The sequence below is a fragment of the Bosea sp. AS-1 genome (genome assembly GCF_002220095.1).
In the GTDB taxonomy this organism is placed as follows: domain Bacteria; phylum Pseudomonadota; class Alphaproteobacteria; order Rhizobiales; family Beijerinckiaceae; genus Allobosea.
The window spans coordinates 4439686-4454287 of sequence record NZ_CP022372.1; the positions used below are offsets into that span (position 1 = coordinate 4439686).

Genomic DNA, 14602 nt, shown 5'->3' on the forward strand with positions numbered 1-14602 from the left:
GACGCTTCTACAGCCAGCGTCGGCCGAACCACATCCGGCCAAGCAACCCGTCACGCCAGAGCAGCATGTGGACGGCGACCGCCGCCACATGGACACTCCCCAGCACGATCAAGATGTTGCCAAGCCGGTCATGCAGCCACAGCATCCGCTGGTAGATGGCGGGGTTCGGGCCGATCGGGTGCGGCACCTGGAACAGCCCGAAATAGAGCGTCGGAATCTGGATCGGCGCCGCAGCCGCCATCAGCAGGCCCGAGATCGGCAGCGCGACGATGCAGAGATAGAGCGCGGCATGGACCAGCGCAGCGGCGCGGCGCAGCCACGGGTTCTGGTTCTCGGGATCTGGCTGGGACAGCGTGACCCGCAGAACCAGCCGCAGCAGGACGAAGGCTGCGATGGTCAGCCCAACCGACTTGTGGAGTTGATAGAGTTCGAAGCGCGCGATCAGATCGCGCTTCTCGTCCAGCATCGGGCCGGAAACCCAGAACTGGAACAGGATCAGCAGGAAGGTGAGCCAATGCAATGCGACGCTGGCCGGATGCCAGCGCGTCGGTTCGCTGACGCGACGCCGCGCTCTTCTGGATAGCAAGCTTTCGCCAGGTCCTTTTGCCATCGCGCCTTCGCGCTCATCGCGCCAGCCGGCCCTTGATCTCGATGTCGATCTGATCGTCCACGATGTTGACGTCACGACCGATATCGTAGACCGGCCGCAGGAAGCTGCCGCTGGCGCGGAAGGGCAGTGCCTCACCGCGCCGGGCCTTGTCGACGTCGCCATCGATCATGACGCGCACCCGGATGGGATGCGTCATACCCTTGATGGTGAGGCTGCCCCGGATCTCGAGATCATGGTCGCCTGTTCGCGTCACGCTGTCCGAGACGAAGGTCGCGGTGGGGTATTTCGCGCTGTCGAGCATGCTCGCCCCGGCGATGAAGCCGTCGACCAGGGCGGAGCCCGCCTTGATCGAAGCCGTGTCGAGCGTGACCTTGATGCGGCTCTTCTCAGGGTGGTCGAAATCGATCGAGAAGGTGCCGTCATAGCGCTCGAAGCGGCCGTTGGTGACGATCGCGCCGAAGCGATGGCCGATGAAGCTGATCTGCGTCGAGGTCCGATCGAAATTCCAGCTCGACTGGGCCTGGACGGGCAAGCCGAGCAGGAGGGCTCCGAAAGCAAGGACGGCAGGCCGGACCATGGTGCACCACAGGCAGCTTGAGACTCGCCCAAGCTAGCGCCGCATCCGTGGAAAAGCCGTGGCAAAACGCGCCGCCACACGCAAAGGTGAAGCGGCGCGACAAGCCGCGAGCGCAGCCCTCAGCCGCGCTTGGTGATCACGCCGTCGAAGGTCGAGCGGATGGCGCGGGCCAGCGCGATCGCCGCCCAGCCCTGGAAGATCAATTCGATGGCAAGGAAGGTGCCCAGCACCCACAGGCTCGAGGCCGGCCATTGCGCGATGATCATGCCGCCGAGCACGACCGACAACAGGCCCGAGAAGGCGACCCAGCCCCAATACGGCAATTCGCGGTTCTGAAAGGCGACGATGAGGCGCAACGCCCCCGTCGCCACGAGGCCGCAGCCGGCGAGCAGCGTCAGCGAAGCGGTGGCCGCCAACGGATTGGCGAAGGTGACCGCCCCGACCGCGAGGTAGAGGACGCCGATCAGAATGTGTAGCAGCCGGCTCTTCCAGCCCTGTTGGCGGAAGGCGTCGATCAACACGACGATGCCGCCGACGAAGATCATCGCGCCGAACCACACCGCGCTTGCAACGCTGAGGAGAGCGACCGAACCGAGGCCGATGACGCCAAGGACGATCAGGGCGATGCCGGCGGCCATCAGCCAGCCCCAGTTGCGGCGCAGCGGGACGAGATGCGTGCCCAGGGAAGCAGGCTGATGCGCGGAGGTTTCAGAGGGTGTGCTCATGGCGACCGGCTCCGTTTGGGGCAGCCGCCGACGATCGGGACCGCCTGTCAGACCCCGACATGAGAGACCTGCGCAACCGCCGCGTCAATCGGATGCGGCCACTCGCCTTTCAATAGGTCGCGCGACCGCCGGACAAATCGAACACCGCTCCGGTCGAGAAACTGCAGCGCTCGCTCACCAGCCAGGCGACGAGTTCCGCCAGCTCATCGACGGTGCCGAGCCGCTTCAGCGGGCTTTTGCCGATCATCGTCGCGACCGTCTCCTCGCTCATCTGCTGGAGCAGTTCGGTCTCGATGGCGGCCGGTGCGACCGCGTTGACCAGAATGCCGGTGCCGGCCAGCTCCTTGCCATGGGCCTTGGTGAGCGCGATGACGCCAGCCTTGGCGGCGCTGTAGCCCGACAGCGTCGGGGTGCCCTCCTTGCCCGCGAGCGAGGCGATGTTGACGATGCGGCCATAGCCACGCGGCGCCATCACCGCCGCGACGGCGCGTGAGCACAGGAAAGTACCGTCGAGATTGACCGCCTGAATCTTGCGCCACTGCGCCAGCGGGGTTTCGGCCACCGTGGTCGAAGGGCCCGTAAGCCCGGCATTGTTGACGAGCACGGCAATCGGGCCGTGCTCGCGCTCCGTGGCGGCCGTTGCCGCCGCCACCGAAGCTTCATCGGCGACATCGCAGCGGACGTAAGCCCGCCCATCGGCGGCCGGTGCCGCGAGGTCCCAGATGACAGGCGTCAGCCCGTCCTGCTCGAGCCTGGTGGCGACCGCCGCTCCGATACCCTTGGCGCCGCCGGTGACGACGGCGATCCGCGCTTGCGCCATGGCTCAGGCGAGCTTTTCGGTGACGAGCTTGCGCAGGCTGCGCAGGTCCTTGACGAAGCCGCGGATGCCCTCGGCCAGCTTTTCGGTCGCCATGGCATCCTCGTTCATGGCGAAGCGGAAGGCCTTTTCGTCGAGCGAGAGCTTCGCGGGTGCCTTGCCGGGCGCGTCGGGCTTGAGCTGGCGCGGAAGCTCGCCTGTCGCGGCCGCAAGCTCGTCGAGCAGGCCAGGGCCGATGGTCAGTCGGTCGCAGCCGGCCAGCGCCTCGATCTCGCCGGTGTTGCGGAAGGAAGCGCCCATCACCACCGTGTCGATGCCATAGGTCTTGTAGTAGGCGTAGATGGTGCGGACCGAGATCACGCCAGGATCGGTCTCCGGCGTGTAGGGGCCGCCGCCGGCCTTGACGTGCCAGTCGAGGATGCGCCCGACGAAGGGCGAGATCAGGAAGGCGTCGGCATCGGCCGCGGCCACGGCCTGCGGCAGCGCGAAGAGTAGGGTCATGTTGCAGTCGATGCCCTCGCCCTGCAGCACCTTGGCGGCCTGCAGGCCCTCCCAGGTCGATGCGAGCTTGATCAGGATGCGGTCACGCCCGACCCCACGCTCCTCATAAGCCGCGATGATGGCGCGTGCCTTCTCGATCGAAGCCTTCATGTCGAAGGAGAGATCCGCGTCGACCTCGGTCGAGACGCGGCCGGGCACGATCTTGCTCAGTTCGGTGCCGAGGCTGACGGCCAGACGGTCGCAGATCGCATGGACGGCCTTCTCGCCACTGCCCTGCTTGCGGCCCCAGGCGATGGCCTCGTCGACGAGATGGGCATAGGCCGGAGTCTCGACCGCCTTGAGCAGCAGCGTCGGATTGGTGGTGCAGTCGACCGGCTTGAGCCGGCGCACCGCCTCGATGTCGCCGGTGTCGGCGACGACGGTGGTCATCTCGCGGAGCTGGTCGAGCTTGGAAGCCATGATCTGTTCCCGGGGTCCTGGTCTTGAGCGGTCATCCACAATGTGGCGCCTCTGACCTGCCATTGCGAGCCCGCCATGGCAATCCGGCCATGCGTCCGGGTGACACGCGCCCGCCGGCCATTTACGACACAAGCTTCACGGAACTGTCACGCGCAGGGTCTACCGGCAGCGCCATCCCGCAGAAGCGGCCAGAGATGGAGAAGAATATGCAGCGCAAGGCATTGAGCGCCTTCACGGTTGCCGCCGGCCTCATCGTCGCGACATTCGGTGCCCAGGCGCAGGGCGTCGAGGGCAAGCTCGTGCTCTATACGAGCCAGCCCAACACCGACGCTCAGCAGACCATCGATGCCTTCAAGGCCAAGTATCCGAAGGTCGACATCTCCTTCGTCCGCGACGGAACGCCGCGCATCCTGGCGAAGCTTCGGGCCGAATTCGAGGCCGGCGCGCCGCAGGCCGACGTGCTGCTGATCGCCGATTCCGTGACCATGGAAGGGCTGAAGAAGGAAGGCCGGCTCGAGGCCTACGACAAGGCCGACGTCTCCGCCTATCCCGCCGGCATCCACGACCCGGCCAAGTTCTGGTTCGCGACCAAGCTGATCACCACCGGCATCGTCTACAATACCAAGGCGACGATGCAGCCGACGAGCTGGCTCGACCTCACCAAGCCGGAGGCGAAGAACCAGATCGCCATGCCGAGCCCGCTGAACTCGGGTGCCGCGCTGATCCACACCATCACCCTGACCAGCAACCTCAAGGACGGCTGGAAGTACTACGAGGCTCTGAAGGACAACGGCACACTCGCCGCCGGGGCCAATGGCGACATCCTGCGCCAGGTCGCCACGGGCGAGAAGCTCTACGGCATGATCGTCGACTTCATGCCGATCCGCGAGAAGGCCAAGGGCGCGCCGGTCGCCTTTGTCTTCCCGAGCGAGGGCGTCTCCTCCGTCAGCGAGCCCGTCGCCATCCTCAAGGGCACCAAGAACGAGGCAGCCGCCCGCGCCTTCATCGACTTCGCGCTGTCCAAGGATGGCCAGGAAGTGGCGCTGAAGCAGGGCTACGTCCCGGCGCGGCCCGATGTCGCCCTGCCAGCCGGCTACCCGGCCCGCGACGCCATCAAGCTGATGCCCTTCGACGCCGCCAAGGCGCTGGCCGAGTCGGACGCAGCCCGCAAGCGCTTCGGCGCGATCTTCGAGTGATCGCGCTCCCCCCTTCGGGACAGCCGGCGCGATGACGCTCGTCCTACGCCAACCACGGCAGCCGGACCCCGCCCCCGGGATCCGGCTGCCGCAGTTTTCCCTGCCCTCCGAGGCCGGCCTGCCGGCGCTCGTCGTCGCGGTCGCCCTGCTCTTCGGCGGCTTGCCGTTCCTGCGGCTCCTGCTGGCCGCCTTTGCACCAGGCTGGCAATTTGCGCCGGCGACCGCCATCGAGGCGATCACGAGCCGCTCGGCTGCGGCTGCCACGCTGCATACGCTCGACACCTCGTTCTTCTCGGCGCTGGGAGCGCTCGCGATCGGCGCCATCGTCGCTCTGGCGCTGGGCGTCACCGATGTCCGCGGCAAGCGCCCGCTCGCCTTCGGCTTCGTTTTCTCGATGATGATCGCGCCGCAAGTCGCAGCGCTGGCCTTCCTCAGCCTGCTCGCACCGAACTCGCAGGTGCTGATGCTGCTGGGGCTCGCGCCGGAGCCGGGCACGGCGAACCCGCTGCTCGGGAGCGGCGGCATCATCCTGGTGATGGCGCTGCACCATGCACCGCTGGTCGCGATCACGCTCTGGACGGGCCTGCGCAGCATCCCGCATTCGCTGGTCGAGGCGGCGCAGATGGAGGGTGCTGGTCCTGCGACCATCACGGCTCGGATCATCCTGCCGGTACTGCGCCCGCAACTGATCGCGGCCGGGCTGATCGCCTTTGTCGCCGGCGTCGGCAATTTCGGCATCCCCGCCCTGCTCGGCCTGCCGGTGAACTACCTGACCCTGCCGACCCTGATCTATCGCCGGCTGTCGAGCTTCGGTCCCGAGAGCCTGCCGGAGGCGGCGGCACTGGCCCTGCTCGTCGGCATGGTCGCCGCGCTCGGCATCCTGGCCGGCATGACGGTCGCGCGGCGCCAGGGCGGCAGAGTCGAAATCGAAAGGCCGCTCGAACCCTATTGGCAGCTGGGCTCGGCCCGCATGTTCGTGGCCGCGGCGCTCTGGCTGCTACTCGTCGTCAAGCTCGGCCTGCCCCTCTTCGCGCTTTTGAGCGAAGCGCTGACTCCGGCGCTCGGCGTGCCGCTCTCCTGGCAGAGCCTGACCTTCGACAAATTCGCCGAGGTTCTGTTCCGCCAGGCCGTCACCATTCGCGCCTTCTGGAACTCGTTCTGGTTCGCGGCCGTCGCCGCGATCCTGCTCTCGCTGACCGCGATCGCCTTCGCCTACGGTCTGGAGCGGCGGATGGGCAAGCTCAGGCGCGCGGTCGAGCTCGTCGTCGAGCTGCCCTATGCCCTGCCCGGCGTGGTGCTCGCTATCGCCTGCATCCTGATCTTCCTCAGGCCGCTGCCGCTGGTCGGCGTCAGCCTCTACGGCACGCCCTTCATCATCCTCTTCGCCTATCTGGCTCGCTTTCTGCCGCTCGCGCTGAAGGCACCGCTCGCCGCGATGGCCCAGATCGAAGCGCATCACGAGGAAGCTGCCAGGCTCGACGGCGCCAGCCTCTGGCAGATGCTGCGCTTCATCGTCGGGCCGATTCTGGCTCCCGCTGCCGCCGTCTCGGCGCTGATGGTCTTCCTCGTCGCCTTCAACGAACTGACCGTCTCGGCACTGCTCTGGTCTTCGGGCACGGAGACGCTCGGCGTCGTGCTGTTCAGCCTGAAGGAGGCCGGGCTCGCGGGCGAGGCCGCGGCCATCGCGATCAGCGCCTCGGTTGTGATCCTTGCGGTCATGCTGATCCTCGATGTTCTCGGCCGACGCCTGCCGCAAAACGTACTGCCCTGGCGGATCTAGCTCCTTGTTTCAGCATCTACTCCGCCGCCGCCCGCAACTCCGGTTTCGGCTCGCCCATCAGCAGCGAGCGGGATGCCTTGGCCTCCCTGACGACGAAGTCGACGATGGCGCGTACCCGCGCGACATCCTTGAGGTCGGCATGGACAAGCAGCCAGAAGGAGCGCGTGATCTGCACCGTATCGGGCAGCACCGGGACGAGCCTGGGATCGCCCTCCGCCATGAAGTGGTGGATCACGCCGATTCCCGCTCCGGCGACGACGGCGTTCATCTGCGCGATGACGCTCGAGCTCTGGACATGGGCGCGCAAGCCTTTGGCGACCTCGTCGAGGTAGTCGAGCTCCGGTGAGAAGATCAGGTCGTCGATATAGCCGATGATACGGTGCTCGAAGAGATCATCGGGCCTCGTCACCGGCGGCATCGCGGCGAGATAGTCCCGCGCAGCGTAGAGGCCGAGGCGATAATCGGCGAGCTTGCGTGCCACCACCTTGCCCTCCTTCGGCGGGGCAAGCGTGATCGCGACGTCAGCTTCGCGTTTCGACAGCGAGAGCAGGCGCGGCATGGCGATCAACTGGATCTCCAGCCCCGGATAGGATTTCGCGAAGAGCGCGAGCCGCGGGGCCAGGAAGGAAGTGCCGAAGCCGTCCGGCGCGCCGATCCTGACCGTGCCCGACAGCGCCATGTCGGCGCCGCCGATATCGCTCTGGATCGCGAGCGCCTCAGTCTCCATGCTTTCGGCCTTGGCGAGAAGGCGCTCGCCATGGGCGGTCAGCGTATAGCCCTGCGGGCGACGCTCGAAGAGCTTCGCCTTCAGCGCCTCCTCCAGCGAGGTGATGCGGCGCGAGACTGTGGCATGGTCGGCGCCGAGCCGGCGGGCCGCGGCCGTCAGGCGCCCAGAGCGCGCCACCGCGAGAAAGAAACGGAGATCGTCCCAATCGAAGCGCTCCAAGCCTCCCTCCTCGTATTTGTGTTTTTGCACGACTGACGTTCCACTCTCGCTATAGCCGTGCGCAAACGAGAATGGTAGGGAAGAGGCGGGATCACCACAACAGCAATTCGTAGGGAGGGCGCCCATGCGTCAGGTCGGACATTTCATCGGCGGCAAGAACGTCGCCGGCACCTCTGGCCGCACGGCCGACATCTACCAGCCGATGGATGGCTCGGTGATCGGCAAGGTGGCTCTGGCCTCCGCCGCCGAGCTCGACGCCGCGGTGCAGAACGCTGCCGAGGCACAGCCGAAATGGGCGGCGGTCAACCCGCAGCGCCGTGCCCGCGTGCTGATGAAGTTCCTCGACCTGATCGCCCAGAACAACGACGAACTCGCCGATCTGCTCGCCCGCGAGCACGGCAAGACCATTCCCGACGCCAAGGGCGACATCCAGCGCGGCGTCGAGGTGATCGAATATTCGCTCGGCATCCCCGGCCTGATGAAGGGCGAGTTCACCGACGGCGCCGGCCCCGGCATCGACATCTACTCGATGCGCCAGCCGCTCGGCGTCGTCGCCGGCATCACCCCGTTCAACTTCCCGGCGATGATCCCGCTCTGGAAGCTCGGCCCCGCCATCGCCTGCGGCAACGCCTTCATCCTGAAGCCGTCCGAGCGTGACCCCGGCGTGCCGATGCGCCTCGCCGAGCTCTTCGTCGAGGCCGGCGGCCCTCCCGGCATCCTCAATGTCGTCAACGGCGACAAGGAGGCGGTCGACGCCATCCTCGACCATCCCGAGATCAAGGCGATCGGCTTCGTCGGCTCGACCCCGATCGCGGAATATATCTACACTCGCGGCTGCGCGGCCGGTAAGCGCGTGCAGTGCTTCGGCGGCGCCAAGAACCACATGATCATCATGCCCGACGCCGACATGGACCAGACGGTCGATGCGCTGATCGGCGCCGGTTATGGCTCGGCCGGCGAACGCTGCATGGCGATCTCGGTCGCCGTGCCTGTCGGGAAGGCCACCGCCGACGAACTGGTGAAGCGCCTGATCCCGCGCGTCGAGAGCCTGAAGATCGGCCCCTCGACCGACCTCAGCGCCGATTACGGCCCGGTCGTGACCAAGGCGGCGATGGAAAAGATCAAGTCCTATGTCGACATCGGCGTGAAGGAAGGCGCCAAGCTCCTGGTCGACGGCCGCGACTTCAAGATGCAGGGCTATGAGAACGGCTTCTATGTCGGCGGCTGCCTGTTCGACAACGTCACCAAGGACATGCGCATCTACAAGGAGGAGATCTTCGGGCCCGTCCTGTCGGTGGTGCGCGCCGACACCTATGACGAGGCGCTGAAGCTCACCAACGACAACGAATACGGCAACGGCACCGCGATCTTCACCCGCGACGGCGATGCGGCCCGCGACTTCGCGTCGAAGGTCCAGGTCGGCATGGTCGGCATCAACCTGCCGATCCCGGTTCCGCTGGCCTACTACACCTTCGGCGGCTGGAAGCGCTCCGCCTTCGGCGATCTCAACCAGCACGGGCCGGACGCGATCCGCTTCTACACCAAGACCAAGACGGTGACGGCGCGCTGGCCGAGCGGTATCAAGGACGGTGCGAGCTTCGTCATCCCGACGATGAACTGAGGCGCCCACCGACGGAGGAGGTCATGGAGCGATCGCTGCGCAGGTCCGCACCGTCGCTCGCCCTCCTCTGCTGCGCGGCGTTGCCTGCCCTCGCGCAGGACACGCTCTCGCCCGCCTCGCCGGAGGACGCTTTCTGCGAGTCGGGAGTCGTCGAGCATCTGACACTCGACGCGGCCCAGCGGAGCCATTGCCAAGCGCTCTGGCAAAGCCGGATCGAGGAGATGCGCCGGCGCAACGAAGCGCATGTCGCGCGCATCATCGAGGAAAACCGGCTGCGGCGGGAGCGCGAGGCCGCCCTGCCTCCGCCACCGCCCCCGCCGATCACGACCGAGAGCTTCATCGGCGGCGGCACTCTCGCCTATGGCGACGTCGTCGTGACCGACAAGGGACCGCGGGTCTTCATCGGCAAGGGTGAGGGCCCACCGACGCCCGCCGACTTCGTCGCGCTCGACTCGCCCCTGTCGCCGCACCGCGGCAACACCACCCCCTATGACGGGGCCTTTCCCGGCCAACGGCGCCTGCAATCGCCGCGGTCAGGCAGGACCGTCCTCAAGCCTCAGGAGCGCTAGCCTTGACGCCGTTTTCCCTGACCGAGGACCAGATCGCCATCCGCGACATGGCGCAGGAATTCGCCGCCGAGACACTCGCCCCCCATGCCGCGCGCTGGGACGAGGAGAAGCATTTCCCGGTCGAGGAGATGCGTGCCGCCGCCGCGCTCGGCATGGGTGGCATCTATATCCGCGACGATGTCGGCGGTTCCGGCCTTTCGCGGCTCGATGCGGCGCTGATCTTCGAGGCGCTCTCGACCGGCTGCCCGACGGTCGCAGCCTATATCTCGATCCACAACATGTGCGCCTGGATGATCGACCGCTACGGCTCTGACGAACAGCGCCAGCGCTTTCTGCCCAGGCTCTGCACCATGGAGCATCTGGCGAGCTATTGCCTGACCGAGCCCGGCGCCGGCTCGGACGCCGCTGCGCTGAAGACGAAAGCCGTGCTGGACGGCGACCATTATGTGCTCGACGGGCAAAAGCAGTTCATCTCCGGCGCCGGCGTCTCCGATATCTATGTCGTGATGGCGCGCACCGGCGAGCCCGGCCCGGCCGGCATCTCGACCATCGTCGTCGAGAAGGGCACGCCGGGCCTCTCCTTCGGCGCCAACGAGAAGAAGATGGGCTGGAACGCCCAGCCGACGCGCGCCGTGATCTTCGAGAATTGCCGCGTGCCGGTGGCGAACCGCCTCGGGCCGGAAGGCATCGGCTTCAAGATCGCCATGGCGGGCCTCGATGGCGGCCGGCTTAATATCGGAGCCTGCTCGATCGGCGGCGCGCAAGGCGCGCTCGACAAGGCTGTCGCCTATGCCAAGGAGCGCAAGGCCTTCGGCTCGCCGATCGCCGATTTCCAGGCGCTGCAGTTCAAGCTCGCCGACATGGCGACCGAGCTGGAGGCGGCCCGCACCTTCCTCTGGCGTGCGGCCTCGGCGCTGGACGCCAAGACGCCGGACGCGACCAAGCTTTGCGCCATGGCCAAGCGCGTCGCTACCGATACCGGCTTCGAGGTCGCCAACGATGCGCTGCAGATCCATGGCGGCTACGGCTATCTCGCCGATTACGGCATCGAGAAGATCGTCAGGGACCTGCGCGTCCACCAGATCCTCGAAGGCACCAACGAGGTCATGCGGATGATCGTCGCGCGTGGCCTGGTGGGGCGCGCCAAGGGAAATTGAGAGCCGGTGTCAGGTTCGTTCGGGCCACGCTCGGGGCCGGCCATGACGGAAAACCAAGGGAGACAACGCCAATGACCAGCATCGCCTTCATCGGCCTCGGCAATATGGGCGGCCCGATGGCCGGGAACCTCGTCAAGGCGGGGCATAGCGTCAAGGCCTTCGATCTCGTGCAGGCGTCGAAGGATGCCGCCGCCGAGATGGGAGTAGGCATCGCCGGCTCGGCGAAGGAAGCCGTGGCCGATGCGGAGGTCGTCGTGACCATGCTGCCGGCCGGCAAGCACGTGCTCTCGGTCTGGGCCGACATCCTGCCGGCAGTGAAGCCGGGCACGCTGCTGATCGATTCCTCGACCATCGACGTCGAGAGCGCCCGCAAGGCGCATGCACTGGCGGCCGAGCGCAACTGCCCCTCGCTCGATGCTCCGGTCTCGGGCGGCACGGGCGGCGCCAAGGGCGCGACCCTGACCTTCATGGTCGGCGGCACCGACGACGCCTTCGCTAGGGGCGAGCCGATCCTCGCGAAGATGGGGCGCAAGATCGTGCATTGCGGTGGCGCCGGAAACGGACAGGCGGCGAAGATCTGCAACAATATGATCCTCGGCATTTCGATGATCGGTGTCTCGGAGGCCTTCGTGCTGGCCGAGAAGCTCGGCCTCTCGCATCAGGCGCTGTTCGACGTCGCCTCGACCTCCTCCGGCCAGTGCTGGTCGCTGACCACCTATTGCCCGGTGCCCGGCCCGGTACCGACCTCGCCGGCAAACAACGATTACAAGCCCGGTTTTGCCTCGGCGCTGATGCTGAAGGATCTCAAGCTGTCGCAGGAAGCGGCCCAGGCCGCCGGCGCCTCGACCCCGCTCGGGGCGGCGGCCGCGCAGCTCTTCGGACTGCACAATGCCTGGGGCGAAGGCGGCACGGATTTCTCCGGGATCATCCAGCTTTTGCGGGGACGCGGGCAGGCGTGAGAGGCGCTTGCGCGGCAGGGTGTCGCGGGTCTAGACCGATGGCATGACCGATGCGCCCCTCCGCCGCGAACGCTCCTCCCTCACCGGCTTCGCGGTCAACCGGCTCGACCGGCGCGAGGACCTGCGCAACAAGCCTGATGCGGTGACGGCACTGCGCCACCGCTCGGACACGCTGATCGCCGCCGTAGCTGGCGAGACGCCGATCCTCAACCGCATCGACGGCGACACGCTCTCCGTCTGGTTCAGCCATGGCGAGACCGAGATGCTCGGTCCCGCGCTGGAGGAGATCTTCCTCGGCATGGCCGAGGATGGCTCGCCCCGCTTCGGACGACTGCTCGACCGGGCCCTCGCCGAAACGCTGAAGGAGCGCCCTGAGCTCGTCGTCACCGATCTGCGCTCGGTCGCGTTGAAGCGGCTCGTGCCGGAGGATGAGGTCGGCCCGCTGGGCGAAGCCAAGGCGGTGCTCGACTGGCACGCCCGGCACCGCTTCTGTGCACAATGCGGCGGCCAGACCGTCCCCGGCACCTCGGGCTGGCGGCGCGAATGCACCGTCTGCGGCGCCCTGCATTTTCCCCGCACCGACCCGGTCGTGATCATGCTGGTGACGCGCCGCGATACGTGCCTGCTGGCACGCCAGGCGCGCTTCGCACCGGGCATGTATTCCTGCATCGCCGGCTTCGTCGAACCAGGCGAGACGCTGGAGGATGCCGTGCGGCGCGAAAGCTGGGAGGAAGCCGGTCTTCGCGTCGGCACCGTCCGCTACATCGCCTCGCAACCCTGGCCCTTCCCGTCGTCGATCATGGTCGGCTGCATCGCCGAAGCACTGGGCGACGAGATCACGCTCGACATGACCGAGCTCGAGGCCGGCCGCTGGTTTCCGCGCGAGGAGGTGCTGCAGATGCTCGACGGCAAGCATCCCGACGGCCTCGCCTGCCCGCAGCACATCGCCATCGCCAACACGCTGGTCCGCGCCTGGGCGCTGGAAGGCGAACGGATCTAGGGCCTGCCCTGGGGGAGCATGACGACAGAACCCTCATGACGGACAGGATCAACGCCTTCGTACCCGGCCCACGGGCCCATATCCCCGGCAAGCCGGGTGGACCGCTCTCGGGCCTGACCTTCGCGGTCAAGGACCTGTTCGATATCGCCGGCGTGCCCACCGGCGGCGGCAATCACGACTGGGCCAGGGCCAATCCGGTGCCGGAGCGCCATGCCTGGGCCGTGCAGGTCCTGATGGACGCCGGCGCGGAGCTTGTCGGCAAGACGATCACGGACGAGGTCTCGCTCGGCATCCTCGGCGAGAGTGCCTTCGACGGCACGCCGCTCAACAGCGCCGCGCCGGACCGGGTGCCCGGCGGCTCCTCTTCCGGATCGGCAGCGGCCGTCGCAGCCGGACAATGCGACACCGCGCTCGGTACCGACACGGGCGGCTCGATGCGCGTGCCCGGCAGCTTCTGCGGCCTCTACAGCATCCGGCCGACGCATGGCCGGCTCGACCTGACCGGGCTGATGCCGCAGGCGCCGAGTTCGGACACCGCCGGCTGGTTCGCCCGCGATGCCCGAACCTTCGCCCGTATCGGCACGGTGATACTGGGCGAGGCGCCTGGTCCCCTGCCGACGAAGCTTCTCGTCGCCGTCGATGCCTTCGGCTTCGCCGATCCGGAGGTCGCCGACGCCTTGCGCCCGATGGTCGAGCGGCTGGCACGCGTCCTCGGCACCACGCCACGCGAGGAGATCATGGCGCCGCAAGGGCTCTCCGTCTGGGCGCGAGCCCAGCGCAGCCTGCAGCCGGTGGAAGCCTGGCAGACCTTCAAGCCCTGGATCGAGCAGCACAATCCGCGCATGGCCTTCAGCGTTGCCGCGGGTCTGATCGCCGGCTCGCAAGTTTCAGCGAGCGAGCGCAACTGGGCCGCATTGATGCGCGAGGAGGCGCGCGCCCGGCTGCGCTACCTGCTCCCGCCCGGGACGATCCTGTGCCTGCCCACGACGCCTTTCCCCGCGCCGCTGCGGGGACTGCCGATGCCGACGCTGCAACCGATGCGAGACCGCATCACCTGCCTCTGCGCACAGGGGGGTCTGGCAGGTCACCCGCAGGTCAACCTGCCGGGCGCGACAGTCGGGGACGCTCCCGTCGGTCTGTCGATCATCGGTGCGCGCGGCAGCGACGCCAGCCTGATCGCCGTCGCACAAGCTCTGGAGGACGCCGCTTGACCGATCTGACCCCGAACCGGCCCGAGGTCGTTGCCGAGATCAGCGAACTCTTCGAGCATTACGAGCAGGCGCTGATCGACAAGAACGTGGACGTGCTCGACGCCAGCTTCTGGAACAGCCCGCACACCATTCGTTACGCTCTGGGCGAAAACGGCTACGGCTTTTCCGAAATCCACGCCCATCGCGTCGCCCGCCCACCGGGGCCGGGCATCAAGGAGAAGCGGATCCGGCTGGAGATCCTGACGCTCGGTCGCGACTTCGCCACCGTGAACCTGGAGTTCAAGGTACGCGGGCGCGACGTGGTCGGCCGACAGAGCCAGAGCTGGGTGCGCTTCCCGGATCTGGGCTGGAAGGTCGTCTCGGCCCATGTCTCGACGATGGAGGGGCCGCGCCCCTGGTAAACGGCCCGACCTCGTCATGAAGGCGGCCTGAAATCGGCGTTCACTGCGCCGGTCGGACAATGCTGGAGGAGCA

General features: G+C 67.4%; 15 protein-coding genes. 9 read left to right on the plus strand and 6 right to left on the minus strand.

Annotated features, from left to right (window positions below):
- Positions 1 to 7: 7 nt before the first annotated feature.
- From CE453_RS22875 to tal, 5 genes are all read right to left on the minus strand, one after another.
- Positions 8 to 586, minus strand: coding sequence for a cytochrome b (locus CE453_RS22875; RefSeq protein WP_157733155.1), 579 nt, complete (start codon positions 584 to 586; stop codon positions 8 to 10).
- Positions 587 to 623: 37 nt separating this feature from the next.
- A complete protein-coding gene (locus tag CE453_RS22880) occupies positions 624 to 1187 on the minus strand; it encodes a YceI family protein (protein ID WP_089176663.1) in 564 nt (187 codons plus the stop codon).
- A 119-nt stretch (positions 1188 to 1306) separates the two neighbouring features.
- Positions 1307 to 1912 carry an HdeD family acid-resistance protein gene (locus CE453_RS22885; RefSeq protein WP_089176664.1) on the minus strand — a complete coding sequence of 202 codons (606 nt, stop codon included), beginning with the start codon at positions 1910 to 1912 and terminating at the stop codon, positions 1307 to 1309.
- 109 nt (positions 1913 to 2021) lie between these two features.
- Positions 2022 to 2732 carry an SDR family NAD(P)-dependent oxidoreductase gene (locus CE453_RS22890; protein ID WP_089176665.1) on the minus strand — a complete coding sequence of 237 codons (711 nt, stop codon included), beginning with the start codon at positions 2730 to 2732 and terminating at the stop codon, positions 2022 to 2024.
- A gap of 3 nt (positions 2733 to 2735) precedes the next feature.
- Positions 2736 to 3689 carry a transaldolase gene (gene tal, locus CE453_RS22895; RefSeq protein WP_089176666.1) on the minus strand — a complete coding sequence of 318 codons (954 nt, stop codon included), beginning with the start codon at positions 3687 to 3689 and terminating at the stop codon, positions 2736 to 2738.
- Between the two features lie 194 nt (positions 3690 to 3883).
- Between tal and CE453_RS22900 the strand changes: the two genes are divergently transcribed.
- Positions 3884 to 4885 (plus strand): ABC transporter substrate-binding protein, encoded by a 1002-nt coding sequence (locus CE453_RS22900; protein ID WP_248307849.1) that lies wholly within the window; start codon positions 3884 to 3886, stop codon positions 4883 to 4885.
- 31 nt (positions 4886 to 4916) lie between these two features.
- The gene (locus CE453_RS22905) at positions 4917 to 6665 is read left to right on the plus strand and encodes an ABC transporter permease (protein WP_089176667.1); all 1749 of its coding nucleotides are present in this window, start codon (positions 4917 to 4919) and stop codon (positions 6663 to 6665) included.
- Positions 6666 to 6681: 16 nt separating this feature from the next.
- On the opposite strand, the gene CE453_RS22910 is transcribed toward CE453_RS22905, so the two are convergent.
- A complete protein-coding gene (locus tag CE453_RS22910) occupies positions 6682 to 7611 on the minus strand; it encodes a LysR family transcriptional regulator (protein WP_089176668.1) in 930 nt (309 codons plus the stop codon).
- Positions 7612 to 7735: 124 nt separating this feature from the next.
- Here CE453_RS22910 and CE453_RS22915 point away from each other — a divergent pair, with 124 nt between their 5' ends.
- The 7 genes from CE453_RS22915 to hpxZ all read left to right on the plus strand — a co-directional run bounded on the left by CE453_RS22915 (position 7736) and on the right by hpxZ (position 14529).
- The gene (locus CE453_RS22915) at positions 7736 to 9232 is read left to right on the plus strand and encodes a CoA-acylating methylmalonate-semialdehyde dehydrogenase (RefSeq protein WP_089176669.1); all 1497 of its coding nucleotides are present in this window, start codon (positions 7736 to 7738) and stop codon (positions 9230 to 9232) included.
- A 23-nt stretch (positions 9233 to 9255) separates the two neighbouring features.
- Positions 9256 to 9801: a hypothetical protein gene (locus tag CE453_RS22920; RefSeq protein ID WP_089176670.1), complete on the plus strand. Its 546-nt coding sequence runs from the start codon at positions 9256 to 9258 to the stop codon at positions 9799 to 9801.
- A 2-nt stretch (positions 9802 to 9803) separates the two neighbouring features.
- A complete protein-coding gene (locus CE453_RS22925; RefSeq protein ID WP_089176671.1) occupies positions 9804 to 10958 on the plus strand; it encodes an isobutyryl-CoA dehydrogenase in 1155 nt (384 codons plus the stop codon).
- A 71-nt stretch (positions 10959 to 11029) separates the two neighbouring features.
- A complete protein-coding gene (mmsB, locus tag CE453_RS22930; protein ID WP_089176672.1) occupies positions 11030 to 11917 on the plus strand; it encodes a 3-hydroxyisobutyrate dehydrogenase in 888 nt (295 codons plus the stop codon).
- Between the two features lie 43 nt (positions 11918 to 11960).
- Positions 11961 to 12917: an NAD(+) diphosphatase gene (gene nudC, locus CE453_RS22935; RefSeq protein WP_089176673.1), complete on the plus strand. Its 957-nt coding sequence runs from the start codon at positions 11961 to 11963 to the stop codon at positions 12915 to 12917.
- A gap of 35 nt (positions 12918 to 12952) precedes the next feature.
- Positions 12953 to 14128 (plus strand): amidase, encoded by a 1176-nt coding sequence (locus tag CE453_RS22940; protein ID WP_089176674.1) that lies wholly within the window; start codon positions 12953 to 12955, stop codon positions 14126 to 14128.
- Positions 14125 to 14529 carry an oxalurate catabolism protein HpxZ gene (gene hpxZ / locus CE453_RS22945; RefSeq protein ID WP_248307850.1) on the plus strand — a complete coding sequence of 135 codons (405 nt, stop codon included), beginning with the start codon at positions 14125 to 14127 and terminating at the stop codon, positions 14527 to 14529. The genes CE453_RS22940 and hpxZ overlap by 4 nt, the downstream gene beginning before the upstream one ends.
- The last annotated feature ends 73 nt before the right edge of the window (positions 14530 to 14602 follow it).